19 protein-coding genes are annotated in these 18,373 nt (G+C 72.6%); 10 read left to right on the top strand and 9 right to left on the bottom strand.

Going from position 1 to position 18,373, the window contains the following annotated elements; translation table 11 throughout:
- Positions 1-27: 27 nt before the first annotated feature.
- The 7 genes from D0D15_RS07975 to D0D15_RS07945 all read right to left on the bottom strand — a co-directional run bounded on the left by D0D15_RS07975 (position 28) and on the right by D0D15_RS07945 (position 8,052).
- On the bottom strand, positions 28-738 hold the full coding sequence (locus D0D15_RS07975) for an SDR family oxidoreductase (RefSeq protein ID WP_094006621.1): 711 nt from the start codon (positions 736-738) through the stop codon (positions 28-30).
- Positions 735-1,829 (bottom strand): DUF917 domain-containing protein, encoded by a 1,095-nt coding sequence (locus D0D15_RS07970; protein ID WP_115944337.1) that lies wholly within the window; start codon positions 1,827-1,829, stop codon positions 735-737. The genes D0D15_RS07975 and D0D15_RS07970 overlap by 4 nt, the downstream gene beginning before the upstream one ends.
- Positions 1,826-2,902: a DUF917 domain-containing protein gene (locus D0D15_RS07965; RefSeq protein WP_115944336.1), complete on the bottom strand. Its 1,077-nt coding sequence runs from the start codon at positions 2,900-2,902 to the stop codon at positions 1,826-1,828. Before D0D15_RS07965 ends, D0D15_RS07970 begins: the two co-directional genes overlap by 4 nt.
- A complete protein-coding gene (locus D0D15_RS07960) occupies positions 2,899-4,437 on the bottom strand; it encodes a hydantoinase/oxoprolinase N-terminal domain-containing protein (RefSeq protein WP_115944335.1) in 1,539 nt (512 codons plus the stop codon). Before D0D15_RS07960 ends, D0D15_RS07965 begins: the two co-directional genes overlap by 4 nt.
- A gap of 14 nt (positions 4,438-4,451) precedes the next feature.
- Positions 4,452-5,777: a purine-cytosine permease family protein gene (locus D0D15_RS07955; RefSeq protein WP_094006617.1), complete on the bottom strand. Its 1,326-nt coding sequence runs from the start codon at positions 5,775-5,777 to the stop codon at positions 4,452-4,454.
- A 113-nt stretch (positions 5,778-5,890) separates the two neighbouring features.
- Positions 5,891-7,087, bottom strand: coding sequence for a cysteine desulfurase-like protein (locus D0D15_RS07950; RefSeq protein WP_094006616.1), 1,197 nt, complete (start codon positions 7,085-7,087; stop codon positions 5,891-5,893).
- A 14-nt stretch (positions 7,088-7,101) separates the two neighbouring features.
- Positions 7,102-8,052 carry a helix-turn-helix domain-containing protein gene (locus tag D0D15_RS07945; protein WP_094006615.1) on the bottom strand — a complete coding sequence of 317 codons (951 nt, stop codon included), beginning with the start codon at positions 8,050-8,052 and terminating at the stop codon, positions 7,102-7,104.
- A gap of 87 nt (positions 8,053-8,139) precedes the next feature.
- Between D0D15_RS07945 and D0D15_RS07940 the strand changes: the two genes are divergently transcribed.
- Positions 8,140-8,367: a hypothetical protein gene (locus tag D0D15_RS07940; RefSeq protein WP_094006614.1), complete on the top strand. Its 228-nt coding sequence runs from the start codon at positions 8,140-8,142 to the stop codon at positions 8,365-8,367.
- Between the two features lie 805 nt (positions 8,368-9,172).
- On the top strand, positions 9,173-9,670 hold the full coding sequence (locus D0D15_RS07930; protein WP_167481470.1) for a DUF4262 domain-containing protein: 498 nt from the start codon (positions 9,173-9,175) through the stop codon (positions 9,668-9,670).
- Between the two features lie 418 nt (positions 9,671-10,088).
- Here D0D15_RS07930 and D0D15_RS07925 read toward each other — a convergent pair whose 3' ends face one another.
- A complete protein-coding gene (locus D0D15_RS07925; RefSeq protein WP_094006611.1) occupies positions 10,089-10,301 on the bottom strand; it encodes a hypothetical protein in 213 nt (70 codons plus the stop codon).
- A gap of 131 nt (positions 10,302-10,432) precedes the next feature.
- Between D0D15_RS07925 and D0D15_RS07920 the strand changes: the two genes are divergently transcribed.
- From D0D15_RS07920 to D0D15_RS07895, 6 genes are all read left to right on the top strand, one after another.
- The gene (locus D0D15_RS07920) at positions 10,433-11,482 is read left to right on the top strand and encodes a zinc-binding dehydrogenase (RefSeq protein WP_094006610.1); all 1,050 of its coding nucleotides are present in this window, start codon (positions 10,433-10,435) and stop codon (positions 11,480-11,482) included.
- A gap of 64 nt (positions 11,483-11,546) precedes the next feature.
- Positions 11,547-12,467 (top strand): non-homologous end-joining DNA ligase, encoded by a 921-nt coding sequence (gene ligD, locus D0D15_RS07915; protein WP_094006609.1) that lies wholly within the window; start codon positions 11,547-11,549, stop codon positions 12,465-12,467.
- A 73-nt stretch (positions 12,468-12,540) separates the two neighbouring features.
- Positions 12,541-12,897: a YidH family protein gene (locus D0D15_RS07910; protein WP_094006640.1), complete on the top strand. Its 357-nt coding sequence runs from the start codon at positions 12,541-12,543 to the stop codon at positions 12,895-12,897.
- 153 nt (positions 12,898-13,050) lie between these two features.
- The gene (locus D0D15_RS07905) at positions 13,051-13,335 is read left to right on the top strand and encodes a DUF202 domain-containing protein (RefSeq protein WP_115944334.1); all 285 of its coding nucleotides are present in this window, start codon (positions 13,051-13,053) and stop codon (positions 13,333-13,335) included.
- Positions 13,336-13,465: 130 nt separating this feature from the next.
- The gene (fdhA, locus tag D0D15_RS07900) at positions 13,466-14,686 is read left to right on the top strand and encodes a formaldehyde dehydrogenase, glutathione-independent (RefSeq protein ID WP_094006607.1); all 1,221 of its coding nucleotides are present in this window, start codon (positions 13,466-13,468) and stop codon (positions 14,684-14,686) included.
- A 206-nt stretch (positions 14,687-14,892) separates the two neighbouring features.
- Positions 14,893-15,108 carry a hypothetical protein gene (locus tag D0D15_RS07895; protein WP_198958279.1) on the top strand — a complete coding sequence of 72 codons (216 nt, stop codon included), beginning with the start codon at positions 14,893-14,895 and terminating at the stop codon, positions 15,106-15,108.
- Between the two features lie 13 nt (positions 15,109-15,121).
- Here D0D15_RS07895 and D0D15_RS07890 read toward each other — a convergent pair whose 3' ends face one another.
- Positions 15,122-15,721 carry a LysE family translocator gene (locus tag D0D15_RS07890; protein ID WP_094006606.1) on the bottom strand — a complete coding sequence of 200 codons (600 nt, stop codon included), beginning with the start codon at positions 15,719-15,721 and terminating at the stop codon, positions 15,122-15,124.
- 28 nt (positions 15,722-15,749) lie between these two features.
- Between D0D15_RS07890 and pdxR the strand changes: the two genes are divergently transcribed.
- Together pdxR and D0D15_RS07880 are read left to right on the top strand one after the other, a co-directional pair.
- The gene (pdxR, locus tag D0D15_RS07885) at positions 15,750-17,198 is read left to right on the top strand and encodes a MocR-like pyridoxine biosynthesis transcription factor PdxR (protein ID WP_094006605.1); all 1,449 of its coding nucleotides are present in this window, start codon (positions 15,750-15,752) and stop codon (positions 17,196-17,198) included.
- A gap of 32 nt (positions 17,199-17,230) precedes the next feature.
- On the top strand, positions 17,231-18,310 hold the full coding sequence (locus tag D0D15_RS07880; RefSeq protein WP_233157354.1) for a C45 family autoproteolytic acyltransferase/hydrolase: 1,080 nt from the start codon (positions 17,231-17,233) through the stop codon (positions 18,308-18,310).
- Positions 18,311-18,373 lie beyond the last annotated feature (63 nt).

Here is an 18,373-nt window from a genome sequence, read left to right as displayed (position 1 = left end):
CGGCCGGAAATCACCCGACCAATGGCCCTACCGGAACGAGTAGCCGCCGTCCGGGTAGAGCGTGGAGCCCGTCGTGAAGGTGGCGCCGAACAGGTAGAGCACCGCCTCGGCCACTTCGGGCTCGTTGCCGACCCGGTGCAGCACCGTGTCCGCGCGGTACTGCGCGAAGCTCGCCTCGCGGACGTCGGCGGGGCGCTGCGACCACAGGTTCCCGTCGATCGTGCCCGGCGCGACCACGTTGACCCGCACCGGCGCCAGCTCCACCGCGAGCCCGCGGCCGAGCCCCTCGATCGCGGCGTTGCACGCCACGTACGCGGGCGCGGGGCCCGGCGGGCGCACGCTCGCCGCGCCGGACATCAGCACGACCGAGCCGTCCCGGGACAGCTTCGGCGCCGCGTGCTTGACCGCGTGGTACTGGCCCCAGAACTTCGTCACGAACGGGCTCGCCGCGTCTTCGTCGCTCAGCTCCCGCATCGGCCCGGTCGTGTAGGAGGCGCCGGGGGTGAACAGGTGATCCACCCGCGGCACCGCGCCGAAGAACTCGGCCAGCGAGTCCTGGTCCGTGTTGTCCACGACGTGCCACTGCGCGCCGATCTTCTCCGCCGCGGCTTCCAGCGTCGCCGCGGTGCGGCCGCCGAGGAACACCTGCGCCCCGGCGTCCGCGGCCCGCCGCGCCACCTCGAACCCGATACCGGAACCGCCGCCGATGATCACCACGACCCGATCCGCCAGACTCACAGCAGCTCCTCCACCGGTGTGAACTCGTGGGACAACCCGAACGCGGCCGGCCCGAAGGTGGCCAGCGCCTCCGGCGTGCGCATCAGGTCCGGGGTCGAGATGCCGACCACCACGACCCGCTGGCCGTAGCGCAGCGTCTCGGTCGTGATCGGCTCGGCCGACTCGGACTCCAGCACGCAGACCAGGTCCGGCACCAGGCACCGCACCTCGCCGTCGACCAGGGCCAGCAGGTTCTCGTTCTGGAACAGCAGCTCCAGCTTGTGCGCGCCGTCGAACGACACCGCCTGCGCCCGCCCACGCGCGAAACCGGCTTCGGTCCGGCGTTCCACATCGGACACCTTGCCGCGGAAGATCACCCGCAGGTTCCGGTACAGCGTCTCGCGCAGGGCCTCGGACAGCTCAGCGACCGGGTCGAGGTTGCGTTCCCGCGCCTCGCGGATCGTGCGGCCCACCGTCAACGCGAGCGACAGCGTGCGCGGCACCGCGGTGCGCTTGACCTCCGCGCCGCTCATCGCGTACTCGGCGATGTGCGCGACCCCGCCCAGCCGGATCGTGACGCCGCGCGCGAGCCACTCCATCCGCTTGTTGTCGGCCCCGGTGTCGATGACCGTGGTCTCGCCCCGCTCCCCGCCGATCGCCATCGGCGAGCCGGGCACGCCGTAGACGCCGAAGGTCTCCATCTGCAGCTCGGGGAACGCGCGGCCCATCCCGTCCGCGTCGACCACCGGCAGCCCCAGCCGCGCGCCGACCACCAGCGGGATCATCGAGTTGATCCCGCCGCACTCGATCGGCATCGTGGCGCTCGCCCGCTTGCCCAGGTGCTTCTCCAGCGTGCGCAGCGCGAGCACCGGCTCCGCACCGTTGGGCAGCTTTTCGTGCAGCACGGTCGGGGCGCCCATCTGCGCGGTCGGCACCACCAGCTCGTGGTCGCCGACCTCGGACGGGTCGAGGATCGTGATCGGCCCGTGCTCGCGGATCGCCTGCCGCACCAGCAGCCGTCCCACGTACGGGTCACCGCCGCCGCCGGTGCCGAGCACGGCCGCGCCGCGGGCGAGGGCTTCCAGGTGCTCCTCGGTCAGTGTCCAGCTCACGCGGGCACCCCGACCGGGTCGATGTCGTAGCCGAAGTACCGCGGCCCGGCCAGCTCGATGCCGCCCGGGGTGTGCCAGCGCGGGTCGGCAGGCGCGGCGATCACGGTGACCCGCTGGCCGTACCGCAGGCCCTCGGTGGTCACCGCCTCGCCGGACTCGGAGTCCAGGCAGCAGATCAGGTCCGGCACCGACGCCTGCGCGACCCCGTCCCGCTCGGCGACCAGGTGCTCGTTCTGGAACTTCAGCACCATCTCGCTGCCCGCGTCACCGTCCATTCCGGACAGTCGCGCCTCGCCGCGGGCGAACCCGGTGACGGTGCGCCGGGCGACGTCGACGACCTTGCCGCTGAACAGCTTCCGGCCGCCCAGTCGCTCGACCACGCGGGCGACGGGATCGGCGTGCTCGGCCCGCGCCTGCCGCACCGCGGCACCCAGCTCGGCGCACAGGCTGAGCGTGCCGGGCACCAGCGATTCGCGGGCCTGCGCGCCGGACATCGCGTAGTTGCTGATCATCGCCGAGCAGCCCATGTCGATCGTCGCCGACCGCGCCAGCCGCTCCGCCCAGTGGTTGTCCACCGTGTCCAGCACGCCGCGGTTGCCCTTCTCGTCGGCGATCGACATCGGGGTCGCGCGGATGCCGTACAGCGTGGGCAGCACCATCTGCAGCTCGGGGAACGCGCGGCCCATGCCGTCCGCGTCCACCACCGCGAGGCCCAGCTGCGCCGCCGCGACCACCGGGATCAGCGAGTTGACCCCGCCGGCCTCGGCGCACGCGATGTGCGTCAGCTCCTTGCCCAGGTAGGTCGCCAGGGTGCGGGCGGCCACCCCGACCTGCTCGGCGGAGGGCAGCTTCTCGACCATCACCGTCGGCGCGCCCATCATCGCGACCGGCAGGACCACCGCGTCGTCGCCGACCTCGTCCAGCGGCACCAGCTCGACCGGTCCGTGGTCGCGCACCGCCGAGGACGCGAGCAGCCGTCCGATGTAGGGGTCGCCACCGCCGCCGGTGCCGAGGATCGCGGCGCCGCGGGCGATGTCGTCGAGGTGGTCGATCGTGATCTCGCGCATCGTCACGCTCCCAGCTGCAGGTCGCCGACCGCCTTGACCCGGATGCGGGTGGCGTTGCCGGGCAGGTAGGGGATGGGCACCTCGTCGAAGTCCACGATGCCGACCGACGCGGGGCTGGCACCGGCGGCGATCGCGCGGTCCACGGCCTCCTGCTTGGCTTCCTCGACCACGGCTTCGCGGCGGCCCGGCTCGATCGCGTACACCCGGTCCACCTCGCCGCCGATCTGCGCGATGGCCGCGCCGATCGCGTTGGCGACCGCGTAGTTCTCCGGCCGGTGCACCCTGCCGGCGTCGGACAGCTCGTCCGGCAGCAGCACCGAACCACCGCCGCCAGCGACCACCGGCAGCGGCTCGGCCGAGGTGCGCATCCGCTCGACGACGTCGGACACGTCGGCGGCGATGCGGTCCAGCGCGGCCCGCACCACGTCGCGGTCCAGGTGCGCGACCAGGCTCGGGTCGCCGATCTCGGCGCGGCCCGCGGCCACCGCGAGGTCGGTCGCGGTCAGCGTGTCGCCGCCGAAGACCAGGGCCTTCGAGGTCAGCTCGTAGCCCACCGAGTCCGGGCCCACGGCCGTGCCGCGGACCCGGCTGCCGCCGCCGATGCCGATGGACAGCACGTCCGGCATGCGGAAGTTGGTGCGGATCCCGGCGACGCTGACGTCGGTGGTCGCCTCGCGCGGGAAGCCCTGCCGCAGCACGCCGACATCGCTGGTGGTGCCGCCGACGTCCACCACCGCGCAGGTGTCCAAACCGGACAGCACGGCCGCGCCGCGCATCGAGTTGGTCGGGCCGGAGGCGAACGTGGCGACCGGGTAGCGGCGGGCGAAGTCGACGTCCATCAGCGTGCCGTCGTTCTGGCTCAGGTACAGCGGCGCGGTGATGCCCGCGCCGGACACCGACGCGGCGAGCCCGTCCACGATGTGCGCGGCGAGTTCCCGCAGCGCGGCGTTGATGACGGTCGCGTTCTCCCGCTCCAGCAGCCCGATCCGGCCGATCTCGTGGGACAGCGAGATCGCCACGTCCGGCAGCTGCGCGGCGATGATCTCCGCCGCGCGGGCCTCGAACTCGGCGTTGACCGGGGAGAACACCGAGGTGATCGCGACGCTGCGCACCCCGGCCTGCCCCATGTCCTCGGCCGCCTTGCGCAGCTCGGACTCGTCGAGCTCGGCGATGTGGCGGCCGTCGAACTCGTGCCCGCCGTGCACCAGGTAGCTGCGCCCGGACACCGCGTCGACCAGCCGCTGCGGCCAGTCCACCATCGGCGGCAGCGACGCCCCGGCGGGCAGGCTCAGCCGCACCGCGGCGGTGGGGGCCAGCCGGTGCGCCTCCACCAGGGCGTTGATGAAGTGCGTGGTGCCGATCATCACGGCCTGCACCGCCGCCGGGTCGAACGCGCGCTGCTGCTGCAGGCCGTTGATCGCGGCGACGATGCCGGAGGTGACGTCCTCGGTGGTGCTGGTCTTGATCGAGGCGAGCACCTGCCGCCCGTCCAGCAGGACCGCGTCGGTGTTGGTGCCGCCGACGTCGATGCCGATGCGCACTGGGATTTTCCTTTCTACAGAGCGGGGACGGGGTCGGCGTCGGCGGTGCGGCTGCGGCCGATACCGCGGACCAGGCCGAGCTTCCCGGCGATCACGTACAGCACGAACGCCACGACCAGCGAGTTGATGCTGGGCAGGCCCCAGTCGACGAACTTGCCGATCAGCGCCGAGGCGATCCAGACGACGATGGTGGCCGGCACCCACACGGGCGCGTCCTCGGGCACGGTGCCCTTGGCGCGCGCGGCTTCCAGCTCGCCGCGCCACTTCTTCACCACGAAGTACTCGGCCACCATGATCCCGGCGATCGGCGGGAACGCGACGCCGAGCAGCGTGAGGAAGTCGGAGAACGCGCCGAGGATCCCGGCCGCCGCGAGCACGCTGCCGACCACGCCGAGCACGGCGGTGATCAGGCCGCGGTGGGCCTTGCGGCCGGACACCGTGCCGATGAAGTTCACCACGCCCAGGCCGGACGAGTACAGGTTCCAGTCGTTGATCTTGATGGTGCCGGCGATCACGATCAGCAGCCCGACCCAGCCGACCGACGACGTCACGATCGTGGTGATCTCGGCCGTCTTCACCGCGTGCGCCAGCAGCACACCGGCCATGCCGATGACGTACTCGCCGAGCGTGATGCCGACCAGCGTCTGCTTGACCACGTCGCCGGTGCTGCGGTTGAACCGCGTCATGTCCGGCGTGATCACCGCGCCGACGATGAACCCGCCCGCGACGAGCGTGGTGCCCTCCAGCAGGCTCAGCCCCGGGCCGGGCGGCGCCGACGACACCAGCGCGCCGACGTCGTGGCTGGACAGCTCCGAGATGATCGACCAGCCGACCAGGATCAGGAACGCCGGCACGGTCAGGTAGGCCGTCCACGCCATCGAGTGGAAACCGCGCACCACGATCGCGGTCACGACCAGGCCGAACACCAGCGCCCACGCCCACTCCGGCAGGCCGCCGATGAGCGAGACGAGACCCTGCGCCGACACCGCGGACTGGATGCCGAACCAGCCGATGAGGCTGATCCCGATCGCGAGCCCGATCAGCGCCGACCCGCCGCGGCCGAAGCCGGTCCAGCGGGCGATCATCGACGTCGACAGCCCTTCGCGCATGCCGATCACGCCGACGAGGATCGTGATGAGTTCGAGGATCACCGAGCCCAGGGTGAACGCGAGGAACGCCTGCCAGAAGCTCATCCCGAAGCCGACGGTCGCGCCGAGCAGGAACTGCGACAGCGCGGACACCTGGCCGAACCGTTGGATCGCGACCGACCACCACGAGTAGCGGGCGCTGTCCGGGACTCTGGTGAGGGCGTAGTCGTCGACACCGACTGACGAGGCCATGCCGACCTCCTTATCCGGAGAAGAAGCGGTTCCCAGCACCGTAAACAGCGCGAACGTCCCGGTCACTGTGCGAGGTGCACAGGCTCGCCGTCACGCCTGTGCACCTCGCCCGGTCAGAGGCTCCGGACACCGTCCAAGAGCCGGTCGACCTCGGCGGCCGTGGTGTAGGGCGCGATGCCGGCCCGGACCGCGCCGGTGTCACCCAGCCCCAGGTGACGGGAGCATTCCAGCGCGTAGAAGCTGCCCGCGGGCGCGTTCACGCCCCGCGCGCCGAGGCGCTCGTAGACCACCTGCGACGGCACGCCCGCGACGGAGAACAGCACCGTCGGGGTGCGGCGCCGGGTGGCGGAGCCGTACCGGGTGACGCCGGGGATCTCCGCCAGGCCCGCGTCCAGCCGGTCGAGCAGGGCCCGCTCGTGCTCCTCCAGCTCGGTCAGCGACCGCAGCAGGCGCTGCCGCCGGGAGCCGTCGCCGGGCACGAGACCGGCCAGGAAGTCGATCGCCGCCGTGGTTCCGGCCAGCAGCTCGTACGGCAGCGTGCCCAGCTCGAACCGCTCCGGCACGGCGTCGGTCGAGGGCGCGAGCTTGTCCGGGTGCAGGGTCTCCAGCAGCTCGGGCGCGGCCGCGACCACCCCGAGGTGCGGGCCGAGGAACTTGTACGGCGAGCAGCCGAAGAAGTCCGCGCCCAGCGCCGTGATGTCGACGGGCGCGTGCGGCGTGAGGTGCACGCCGTCGACGTAGAGCAACGCTGGGGTTTCGTGCACCGCGACGGCGATCGCCGGGATGTCCGGGCGCGTGCCGAGCAGGTTGGACGCCGCGGTCACCGCGACCAGGCGGGTGCGGTCGGAGAGCAGGTTCGTGACGGCGTCGACCGGCAGCTCACCGGAGGCCGGGTCGAAGTCCGCCCACCGCACGGTGACCCCGTGCGCCTCCGCCGCCTGCACCCACGGCCGGATGTTCGCGTCGTGATCCAGCCGGGTCACCACGACCTCGTCGCCGGGTTGCCAGGTCTTGGCCAGCGCGCGGGAGAAGTCGTAGGTCAGCTGGGTCGTGCTGCGCCCGAACACGATGCCGCCGGGCTGGGCGCCGAGCAGGTCGGCGGCCGCCTGGCGCGCCTGCGCGACGATGCCGTCGGCGCGGCGTTCGGCGGCGGTGATCGAGCCGCGGTTGGCGATCGCGGCGCACAGGGTCGCGGCGACGGCCTCGCCGACGACGTCCGGCACCTGCGAGCCGCCGGGGCCGTCGAAGTGCGCGGCGCCCTCGTCGAGCGCGGGGAAGTGCTTGCGTACTGCGGTTACGTCATAGGCCACGAGGCCAGCATGCCTCAGGAAGCGGCGAACGTGCGGCGGTAGTCGTGCGGGGACACCCCGACCACGCGGTGGAAGTGGTGCCGGAGCAGGGCGCCCGTGCTGAACCCGCACTCGCGCGCGATCTCCTCGATGCTCAGCCGGGTGGTCTCCAGCAGGGTGCGGGCGTGCAGGACGCGTTGCGTGGTGAGCCACTTGACCGGCGTGGTGCCGGTTTCGGCGGCGAACCGGCGGGCGAAGGTGCGCTCCGACATCTGCGCGCGCCGGGCCAGCGCCGGAACCGTGTGCTCCTCGGCGAGGTTTTCGACCATCCACGCCAGCACCGGTTCCAGACTGTCCGCTGTGGACTCCGGCATCGGCAGCTCGACGAACTGGCGCTGGCCGCCGTCGCGCTGCGGCGGGACCACCATGCGGCGCGCGATCGCGGTGGCCGCCGCGGAGCCGAGTTCGCGGCGGACGAGGTGCAGGCACGCGTCGATGCCGGCGGCCGTGCCCGCGCTGGTGATGATGTCGCCGTCGTCGACGAACAGGACGTCCGGGTCGAGGATCGGCTCGGGGAAGCGCTGCTTGAACTCCTCGATGTGCTTCCAGTGGGTGGTGCACGGCCTGCCGTCGAGCAGCCCGGTGGCGGCGAGCAGGAACGCGCCGCTGCACACGGTCAGGAGGGTGGCGCCGTTCGCGTGGGCCTTCCGGATGGCGTCCAGGACGGCGGGCGGGTATTCGTCGCGGATGCGCATCGCGGGGATGGCCACGAGGTCGGCGCCGTCGAGCCCGTCCAGGCCGTACTCGGGCGTCAGCTTGACGCCGATCCCGGCCTGGATCGGTTCGCCGGCGCGTTCGCCGCAGACGCGGAACTCGATGGAAGGCACGCCTTCCTCGGTCCGGTCGATGCCGAACACCTCGCAGACGACGCCGAACTCGAAGACGGCGGCGCTGTCGACCAGCACGGAAGCGACGGTGTGAAGCATGCCTCCCAGAGTAGCTGGCAGGATTTTGCCGAACAAGGTCTGTTCTGCCACTTATGGCAGGTTCTCGTGCGGCGAATAATTTCTGCCATGACCGGATTGCTGATGTTCCTGCTGCTCATCGCCCTGATCGTGTGGGGCCTCAACCGCAACCACCGCCGCCAGGCGCCGCCGCGGATGTCCGGCAGCTTCGACGTCGAAGACCGCGACGCGTCGCGGATCCGAGCCGAGGCGGCCGCGCACCGCGACGAGGTCGACCGCCCCGAGTTCCAGGTCGCGGCGGCTCCGCGCACGCGTCACCACGTGTTGCGCGCCTGACGACGATTTGGACTGGCGAGCTGAGCCTGGCCGACACGACCGGCATCCTGCGCCGGACGTGGATCCACCCGGCCCGCTGTGGGCTGGGACCGGCTCTCCGGCTGGGCCCAGGCCGAAACGCCGGGTTTCGACGCGGCAGGCACCCACCGGGTGATCCGGCACCTCGGTGGTGCGGTGACCGTCCGCCGCGGGCGGCACCCGGTGGCCCGCGTCCCCCGCTACCTGATGCGCACGCGGGTGGAGCACGCATGCCGGTTGTTGTACGGCAGCATGTTGCCGATCCCGGAGGTCGCCGTGCGGTGCGGATTCTCGCGGTCCCCACGCTTCGGCGAGGAGACGGCCCTGTCGGCCGACCCCGAACATCAAACTCTTCGCGATGACGACCGTCTGACCCCAGGCAGCACGAGGCAGTCGCGGAAAATATCCGCGAGCCGGCACCCGAGGTGACCGTTCGGCGCCGTAAGGCGCCCCTCTGCGCGAAGCGCAGGGAAAAGATCAAGAGATGTCCTCGCCGGACGGGCAGGCTCCGGGATGACGGGGAATGCAGTTCCGTCACCTTGGCGAGATGGTCGCTGGGTGGTCAAAGCCCCGGCGCGCCGCGCGCCTGGAAGAGCCCGTGGTGACCGGTCTCGCCGGTGGTGGCTGGGTTTGCGCCGCCCGGAAAGCCTATGGCGAGTGGCGCCGGGGTGTCGGGTTTCCCCGATTAGCCACGATCGAGTGAACGTGCCGGTGCCTGGACTGTCTTTTTGTCGGTGCCGCCCTGCATAGTCGATCGCACGACGACGCGAACTCCGAGGGGGAGACGATGTGCGGGAAGTGCGACCGGCCGGGCGGGCACCTGCGCCACCTGTGCGAAATAGTAGGTGAGCACGGGTGGGCGGTGATTTCGTTCGAGGGCAACGGTTCGCGCCCGCCGTGGGCGTACACGGTGGGGTTGACCGGCCGGGGCATACCGGAGTTGGTGGTGACAGCGATGGAGCCCCACCAGGCGCGCGACGTGTTGAACGACGTGGCCGCGCACCTGCTCCACACGGGGGAGCCGGACCTGGAGCCGGGGGAGCGGTTGCCGGGCCCGGGGAACCTGCTGCTGGAGGCCGTGGCGGTGGAGGTGCCGTGGGTGCACTTGACCGTCGCGGTGGACCTGTACAGCCCCGAGATCCGCGCGACGCAACTGGTCCACGCGGACGCCCGGGGCCGCTGGCCGTGGCACCGAGGATGGCTAGGCCCCGGCGGACGCCAGCCAGTGCTGGGCCCCCGCGCGGGCGCGGTTCTAGCCCAGCTGGCCAACCCACCCTGGCCGTAGCTGCGCGGTGCGCCGACGTCGGTGATGGGCTGACGCGAACAGGATGAGCTTCGTCGCGGGTCGCGGAGTGCTCGAAAGCCCGACCGAGCCCACCGATGGCACCGCCCGGTCCACATTCACACAGAGAGGAGAGACGCCACACGCAGGTCCGTCGCCCAACGCCGTCGGACAACGACCCGACAGGCAGGGCGCGCCTCCGGGCTGCCCACCCAGCGGGCCCCTCGCAGGGCTGTCCACCGGGCGGGAACCCCCGCAGGGCTGCCCATCCGACGGGACCCCCGCAGGGCTGCCCACCCGACGGGAGCCTCGGAGGGCTGCCCACCCGGCGGAAACCCCGCAAGGCTGCCACCCAGTGGGCCCCTCACATGGGCTATCCACCGGGAAGGAACCTCGCCGGGCTGCCCACCCAGGGGGAACCTCACCGTGGCTTGCGGCGCCGCACCGCCATCCACTCGAAGTCGCGCACCCGGAAGTTCACGCCCTGCGCCGCGCGCACGTCGCGGTGGTGCTCGACGAGCTCGTCCGTCGTCCAGGGGCGTACCGGCCGCTTGCGGCGCGTGCGCAGGTCGTGCACTCCCGCGACGACCAGCAACAGGCCGATGAGGCTGACGATGACCACCAGAATCACCATGGGCGACCTCCCCAGACGGGTCACCCCCGATTCTGCCACCGATCGCGCCACGAAAGGGGAACGACCGTGTGCGACCCGCGCCGCTGGGCCACCATGTGGGGGACCGCCACCGCCAAAACGGGAGGACACCCATGGCCACGATGCTGGCCGGCCGGCTCGAGATCAGCTCGCGCAAGTTCGGCGTCCGGGAGGTGCCGGTCCCCGACCCCGGGCCCGGCCAGGTCCGGATCAAGGTGCGCGCGGCCGGGGTGTGCCTGTCCGACGTCCACCTGATCGACGGCACCCTCACGCCGCTCTTCCTCGAAACCCCGGAGGTCACGCTGGGGCACGAGGTGGCGGGCGAGATCGACGCGATCGGGCCCGGCGTGCCGGACCGCTGGCACGAGGGCCAGCGCGTCGCGCTCGAGGCGGGGGAGCGCTGCGGCCAGTGCCCGAACTGCGTCCGCTTCCGCGACCCCTGCCTGCAGGTCCGCACGCGCGGCGTCGACTACGACGGTGGCTGGGCCGAGTACGCCCTCGCCGGCCAGCACACCCTCATCCCGATCCCCGACGACCTGCCGTTCGTGCAGGCCGCGATCGTCCCGGATGCCGTGTCCACGCCCTGGGGCGCGGTCACCGGCACCGGCCAGGCCCAGCCGGCCCGCCCGGCCGGGGTGTGGGGCGCGGGCGGGCTCGGCGTGCACGCGGTGCAACTGCTCCGGCTGATCGGCGCCGCCCCGATCGTCGCGGTCGACCCGTTGGACGCGGCCCGGGAACGGGCGCTGGAGTTCGGCGCCGACCTGGCCCTGGACCCGGGCGACCCCACCCTGCGCGAGCAGATCCTCGCCCTCACCGGCGGCGCCGGGCTGGACGTCGCATTCGACATGGCCGGAGTCCCGCCGGTGCGCGAGCAGGCGGTCAGCTGCCTGGGCCTCGGCGGACGCCTCGTGCTCGTCGGCCTCACCCCGAAACCGCTCACCGTGACCGACGGCATCGGCTTCAGCTACCGCGGCCAGCACCTGCTCGGCCACTACGGCTCCCAGCCCGGCGCCGTCGAGCAGCTCATCGAACTGGCGCGCTACCACCGCGTGGAGTGGAGCCGCTCCATCAGCGGCACGTTCCCGCTCGCCGAGGCCGCGACCGCCGTCGAGCACCTGGAACGGAAGGAGGGCAACCCGATCCGCCTCGTCCTGGTCCCCTGAGCCCGGCGCCGGAATCGGCCGCATCGGGATGCACGGCGCCCCGGGCTGAGGCAGGCTGGGGAGCATGGCCGAGGACAGGGTGACGGTGCAGGTCGACGGACGCCGGCTGTCGTTGTCCAATCTGGACAAGGTCCTCTACCCGGAGGCGGGTTTCACCAAGGGACAGGTGATCGACTACTACGCGCGCATCGCCCCGGTGATCCTGCCCCACCTGCGCAACCGGGCGCTGACCTTCCGCCGCTGGCCGGGCGGCGTGCAGTCGAACCCGTTCTACGAAAAGGACGCCGGGCGGCACGCCCCCGACTGGGTCAAGACCGCGAGGATCGCAGGCGGCGGGCGCGGGCAGAGTTCGGACGTCAACGCGTATCCGCTGGTCAACGACGTCCCGACGCTGATATGGGCGGCCAACCTCGCCGCGCTGGAACTGCACGTGCCGCAGTGGACCGTCGGCCCGCACGGGGCCCGCCGCAATCCCGACCTGCTGGTGTTCGACCTCGACCCGGGCGAGCCGGCGACGATCGTCGAGTGCTGCCGGGTCGCGGAGCGGCTGCGGGACCTCCTGGCGGCGGACGGGCTGCGGCTCTACCCGAAGACCAGCGGCTCCAAGGGCCTGCAGCTGTACGCGCCGGTGAAGACTGCGACACCGGAGGACACCTCGGCCTACGCGAAGGCCGCCGCGAAGAAGCTCGCCGCCGAGACCCCGGACGAGGTCACCGCGGCGATGACGAAGAGCCTGCGGCCGGGCAAGGTGTTCATCGACTGGAGCCAGAACAACCCGCACAAGACGACGGTCGCGCCGTACTCGCTGCGTGGCCGCGCGGAGCCGACCGTGTCCACCCCGGTCACCTGGGACGAGGTCGCGGCCTGCCGTCGCCCGGCCCAGCTGAAGTTCCTCAGCGACGACGTCCTCGACCGGGTCGAGGAGATGGGCGACCTGCTCGAAGACCTCCACGAGAACCCGGTGAAGCTGCCCCGCGCGCGTTGACCGCGCACGAGCCGAAGGCTCCCGCCGTGAACGGCGAACCGATCGCGCCGGACGAACAAGTAACGTGAACCGCATGAGCCCACGCTGGTACGAAGAAGGTGAGGAGCCCGACTACCGGTTCACCCTGGCCAACGAGCGGACCTTCCTGGCGTGGCTGCGGACCGCGCTGGCGCTCATCGCCGGTGCGGTGGCGCTCATGCAGTTCGTCCCCCAGTTCTCGGTCGCCGGGATGCGTGCCGGCCTGGCCGCGCTGCTCGCCGTCACCGGCACGCTGCTCGCGGCGTTCGCCTACCGCCGTTGGGCCCACGTCCAGCGCGCGATGCGCAACAAGCGTCCGCTGCCGATGACGTGGTTGCCGTTCGTCGCCGGCTGGGCCGCCGCACTCGCCGGGGCTGTCGTGCTTGTCGTGGCGTTGGTGACGGTCCGATGAGGGACGTGGGATTTCGGTGCGGGCGGACCGCTCCGGCCGCGGCTGTCGTGCTCGTTGTCGTCCTGGTCGTGGTCCGATGAGGGAGCCGGGGTTCCTGCCCGAGCGGACCGCCTTGGCCGTGGCTGTCGGTCTCGTCGTCCTGGTCGCCGTCCGATGAGGGACCCGGGGCTCCAGCCCGAGCGCACCGCACTGGCCTGGCAGCGCACCGCGCTCGCCGCCGCCGTCGCGGCCGTTCTGCTGCTGCGCAGCGGGCTGGTCCGCGACGCCCCGCTGGAGATCGCCGCCGCGGGGTGCGCCGCCGCGGTCGTGGTGCTGTGGTTCGTCGCCGTGCGGCGCCCGCCGACCACCGGCAGCACCCGCCGCGTCCTGGGCGCGGCGGCCATCGCCGTCGGCGCGGCCGGTGTCCTCACCGCGGTGCAGGTCGTCCTGCTGCCCTAATCGTTCCACTGTGGACGGTTCAGCGCCCGGCCGGTCGGCGCGCACCGGAATGGTCTTCCGGCCCTAGGCCGGGCACCGCGGGTGTTCCTAGCATCGAGCCTGGACGTTCAACGGCGAACGAGGAGGCGTCATGGCGGGCAACAAGGCAGTCACCTATCTGGGACCTGGCAAGGTCGAAGTCGCCACCATCGACTACCCGACCTTCTCGATGAAGGACGGTCCCGGGGTGCACCAGGCCAACGTGGGTCGCGAAACTCACCACGGTGTCATTCTCAAGAACGTGGCGACCAACATTTGCGGCAGCGACCAGCACATGGTGCGCGGCCGCACGACCGCGCCGGAAGGCCTGGTGCTGGGCCACGAGATCACCGGCGAGGTGGTCGAGGTCGGCCGGGACGTGGAGTTCATCAAGGAGGGTGACCTGGTCTCGGTGCCGTTCAACATCGCCTGCGGGCGGTGCCGCAACTGCAAGGAGGGCAAGACCGGGATCTGCCTGAACGTGAACCCGGACCGGCCCGGATCGGCTTACGGCTACGTCGACATGGGCGGCTGGGTCGGCGGGCAGGCCGAGTACGTGATGGTGCCGTACGCGGACTGGAACCTGCTGAAGTTCCCGGATCGCGACCAGGCGATGGAGAAGATCCTCGACCTGGCGATGTTGTCCGACATCTTCCCGACCGGCTTCCACGGCTGCGTCACCGCGGGCGTGGGTGTCGGGTCGACGGTGTACATCGCGGGCGCCGGACCGGTCGGGCTCGCCGCGGCGGCGTCGGCGCGGCTGCTCGGGGCGGCGGTGGTGATCGTCGGTGACCTGAACGCGGACCGGCTGGAGCAGGCGCGCAGTTTCGGCTGCGAGACGGTGGACGTGTCGAAGGGCGATCCGAAGGAGCAGATCGCGGAGATCCTCGGTGTGCCCGAGGTGGACTGCGGTGTCGATGCCGTCGGGTTCGAGGCGCGCGGGCACGGCAGGGAGGCGGCGGACGAGCACCCGGCGACGGTGCTGAACTCGCTGATGGACATCACGGCGGCCGGCGGCGCGCTGGGCATTCCGGGGCTGTACGTGACGGGCGACCCGGGCGCGGCCGACGAAGCCGCGCGGCACGGTTCGCTGTCCATCCGGATCGGCCTGGGCTGGGCCAAGTCGCACGCGTTCACCACCGGGCAGTGCCCCGTGATGCGCTACCACCGGCGCCTGATGATGGCGATCCTGCACGACCGGGTCCACATTGCGAAGGCGGTCAACGCAACACCGATCCCACTGGCCGAAGCCCCGAGGGGCTACCAGGAATTCGACCGCGGCGCGGCACGCAAGTACGTGCTCGACCCGCACGGCCTGCTGACCACGGCGTGAGGGCCGGCCGTGCCGGAGGCAGAAGGCGGCCTCCGGCACGGCCTGGTCGGGGGCCACTCGGACAGCCACAGGCCGGGCAGCGCTGGACGCGGCCCGTTGACCGGGGCCGCTCGGAGTGCACCCGGGCGGCTGCGCAACTTCGGCGCGCCTGCCGGGAAAGCCGCCCCAGCGGGTGCGGCAACTTTCGGCGCGGCCTGGTTGTCGGGTTGACGGGAACTGCTCGCGGCTGGGCGGCTCCGGCCGCGGCCGGAGTGCTCGATTCGCCGCCGGCCGAGCCGCTGAGCGCGTTCGCCGAGGGCAGGCGGATCGCGGTGCACGGCCCGGAGTTCGACGCCCGGGTGGCCAGCCGGTTGCGTGCCGAAACCCTGCGGCTGACGGGAGTTGCGGCCGGGAAGGTGGTCGCGAAGGGCCTGGAGCCCTGATCCTGCCGGGGCATCATTCCGCGGCCAGCCGTGCGGCGAGGGCGACGAACGTGCCCGCGAAGATCCGCCGCATCCAGGCCCGCACCCGCGGCCGGGACAGCACGCGGTCGCGCATCGCGGCGGCGCCCGCGCCGTAGGCGAGGAACACGACCAGCGTCAGCGCCATGAACACCGCGCTCAGCTCGACCATCGTGAGCAGCGAGTTCGGGTCCCCGGCGTGCACGAACTGCGGCAGGAACGCGAAGAAGAAGATCGTCAGCTTCGGGTTCAGCACGTTCACCAGCACCGCGGACACGATCACCCGCGTGGCCGACCGCGGGGCCGGCGCGCCGGGCGTCTGGTCCTTCTCGCGCAACGCCGACCACGCCAGGTAGAGCAGGTAGGCCACCCCGGCGTACTTGATCACCTGGAACGCGACCGCGCTGGCGTGCAGCAACGCGGCGAGACCGGTGATCGCGGCGACCGCGTGCGGGACGATCCCCAGCGTGCAGCCCACCGCGGCGACGGCGCTCGCCCGCGTGCCGTGGGCCAGGCCCGCGCTCATGGTCAGGAGCGCGCCGGTGCCCGGCGTGGCCACGACGACCAGGGCGGTGAGCAGGAACTCGACGGACATGTCCCCACCCTGGCGCGATACTGGTCCGGTGAACAGGTCCAAAGCCGAGCCGGTCGAGAGGTCCACAACCGGATCGGACTTCCTCCAGCTCGACATCGGGGACGCGCCCCCGGGCGGCCGGTCGGCGTGGCTGTCGGCGCGCCTGCGGGACGCGATCGCCGACGGCCGCCTGCCGGTCGGCAGCCGGCTGCCCGCGACGCGGACGCTGGCCGCCGAACTGGGCGTGTCGCGCGGTGTGGTCACCGAGGCGTACCAGCGGCTCGTGGAGGACGGGCACGTCGCCGGGCGCGGCCGGGGCGGAACTGTCGTGGTGGCGGTGCCCGTCACCGCGTCGCCCGCACCGCCGCCCGCGCCGAGTGCGGACGTCGTGTTCGAGCCGCGGCCGGACGTCTTCGACCGGTTGCGTGCCGCCCCGGCCCGCATCGACCTCACCCCCGGCGTGCCGGACCTGGCCGCGTTCCCGCGGGTGGCGTGGCTGCGTGCGGAACGGGTGGTGCTCGGCGACCTGCCGCCGGCCGATTTCGGGTACGGCGATCCGCGGGGCGCCCCGGTGTTCCGGCTGGCCGTGGCGAACTGGCTCGCCCGCAACCGCGGCATCCGGGTCGACGCGGCCGATGTCGTCGTGGTGGCCGGGGTCGCGCAGGCGCTCGGCCTGCTCGCGACGGTGTTCCACGCGCACGGCATCGACGAGGTCGCGGTGGAGGACCCCGGATCGCTGGGCGCGCGGCAGCACCTGCGCAACGCCGGCCTGGCGACCCCGCCGGTGCCAGTGGACGACGACGGCATCCGGGTGGCGGACCTGCGCTCGCCCGCGGTGCTGCTGACGCCCGCGCACCAGTTCCCGACGGGCGTGGTGCTCGGCGGCGAGCGGCGGCGCGAGCTCATGCGCTGGGGTGGCCTGATCGTCGAGGACGACTACGACGCCGAGCACCGCTACGACCGCCCGCCGGTGCCCGCGCTGCGCTCGATGCTGCCGGAGCGGGTCTGCTACGCCGGCAGCATCTCGAAGCTGCTCGCCCCGGCGCTGCGGATCGGGTGGATGCTGGTGCCCGCCCGGTACCAGCGGGATCTGGTGGACGCGAAGCGGTACGCCGACCTGGGCAACGCCGTCCTGCCGCAGCTGGTGCTGGCGCACCTGATGACGTCGGGCGAGCTGGAGCGGCACCTGCGTGTCGTGCGCCGGCGCCACCGGCACCGCCGCGACGCGATGATCGCCGCGGTGCGCCGCCACCTCCCCGGCGCCCGGGTGCACGGCGCCGCGGCGGGTCTGCACCTGATGATCACCTTCGCGGCGCGTGTGTCCGATGTGGACCTGGCGGCGGCGGCGCTGGCCCGCGGGGTGAAGGTGCAGCCGCTGTCGTGGCATCGCCAGCTCCCGGGAGAGCCGGGCCTGGTGCTGGGCTACGCCGCCAGATCAGCGAGCGAGATCGAGGAGGGGGTGCGGATCATCGCGGAGCTGGCGACCCGTCGTGGTTGACGGTGGTCATCACCAGCGTCAAGCTGAACGACGTGGCTCTCGAACAGTTCGCGACGCACCGGGCGATCCACACCGTGCCGGCCGAGGACCCGCGTGCGCTGGGCGCCGCCTGCGCCGGCGACATCCGGGCGGCGTTCGACGCCTACGCGCGGCTGTTCGCCGCGCACGGCATCGGGGCCGAGCAGGTGCGCGCGTGGGGCGCGGCGGCACTCGCGGCGACGCACGAGTGGGCGCCGTCGCTGGCCGCGGAGATCCGCGGCGTGGCCGAGGGCAGCGGCTTGGCGGAGTGGCAGCTGGGCGCGCTGAACGGGCGCACGGAAATCCTCGCCGCGGGCGCGGTGACCGGCGAGGGCGAGTGCTCCACGTCGGTGGTGCTCGCGGACGGATCGCCGCGGACCGTGCAGACGTGGGACTGGCACGACACCCTGCGCGCCGCCATGACCGTCGTGTCGTGGCCGGGCGTGTGCACGTTCACCGAGGCCGGGGTGGTCGGCAAGATCGGCGTGAACTCCGCCGGGCTCGGCGTGCACTTCAACGTGCTGCGGCACGCCTCGGACCACGCGGACATCGGGGTGCCCGTGCACGTGGTGGCCCGGCGGATCCTGGACGAGGCGTCGACCGTCGAGGAAGCCACCGACCTGGCCCGCTCGGCGCGGTTGTCCGCGTCGTCGGTGATCACGGTGGTGACGGCGGACCGGGCGCGGTGCCTGGAGCTGAGCCCGGCCGGGGTCGGGGTGATCGACCCGGCGGACGGGGTTCTGTGGCACGCCAACCACTTCCTCGACGCCGCGCTCGCCCCCGGGGAACGGACGACCGAGGACGTGTCGACGACCTTCGCCCGCGGCTCGTGGCTGCGCGCGCACACCGCGGAACTCGGGGCCGCGGATCTGTCGGCGCGGGCGCGGGCGTTGTGCGCGCACACCGAGGACGGTGCGGCGGTGTGCGCGCATCCCGACATGTCGTTGCCGCCGCACGAGCGGTGGGAGAGCCTGGCGACGATCTCGCTCGACGTCGTGGCGGGACGGCTGCACGTGCACACCGGCGGCCCGTGCTCGGTGACGCCGGAGAGCTGGCAGACGTTCACGGTCCGGCCCGCCGCGCCCGCCCGATGACCGGGTGCGCCCGCCCACGAACCGGCGAAACCCGGCGCCGGGCGGAATATCTCGTCGCGTGTG

The organism is Amycolatopsis thermalba, assembly GCF_003385215.1.
Taxonomy (GTDB): Bacteria; Actinomycetota; Actinomycetes; order Mycobacteriales; family Pseudonocardiaceae; genus Amycolatopsis_E; species Amycolatopsis_E thermalba.
Note: the sequence above shows the minus strand (reverse complement) of the source record. Positions and strands in the feature narration are given on the sequence as shown.